Below are 364 nucleotides of genomic sequence, written 5' to 3' on the forward strand. Positions count from 1 at the left end.
CGCTTGGCGACGTCCTACTCTCCCGGGACCCTTCGGTCCAAGTACCATCGGCGCTGGAAGGCTTAACGGTCGTGTTCGGTATGGGAACGCGTGGAACCCTTCCGCCATCGCCACCAAACGGTTCAGATGCTTGATCACCTGAAAACTAGATACGAAACGAAATTTGCATTGATTAGAATTCGTAGCATTCACCCGATGTGGTATCGGGGTCCCCGGAAAGTATTCGGCGTTGCTTCAAAGCTTCGCTTCACTTTTTGGGGTGTTTTTTGGATAAGCCCTCGACCGATTAGTATTGGTCAGCTCCATGCATTGCTGCACTTCCACCTCCAACCTATCTACCTCGTCGTCTTCAAGGGGTCTTACT

The 364-nt window shown here is 51.6% G+C and carries 2 rRNA genes; both read right to left on the minus strand.

Annotation, left to right across the window (positions count from 1 at the left end):
- Position 1: 1 nt before the first annotated feature.
- A 5S ribosomal RNA gene (gene rrf / locus M4D81_RS34655) occupies positions 2-118 on the minus strand.
- Positions 119-266: 148 nt separating this feature from the next.
- Positions 267-364, minus strand: a 23S ribosomal RNA gene (locus M4D81_RS34660); the annotation flags it as partial.

Origin of the sequence: Paenibacillus sp. p3-SID867 (assembly GCF_025142895.1) — a bacterium.
Lineage (GTDB): Bacteria > Bacillota > Bacilli > Paenibacillales > Paenibacillaceae > Paenibacillus_AQ.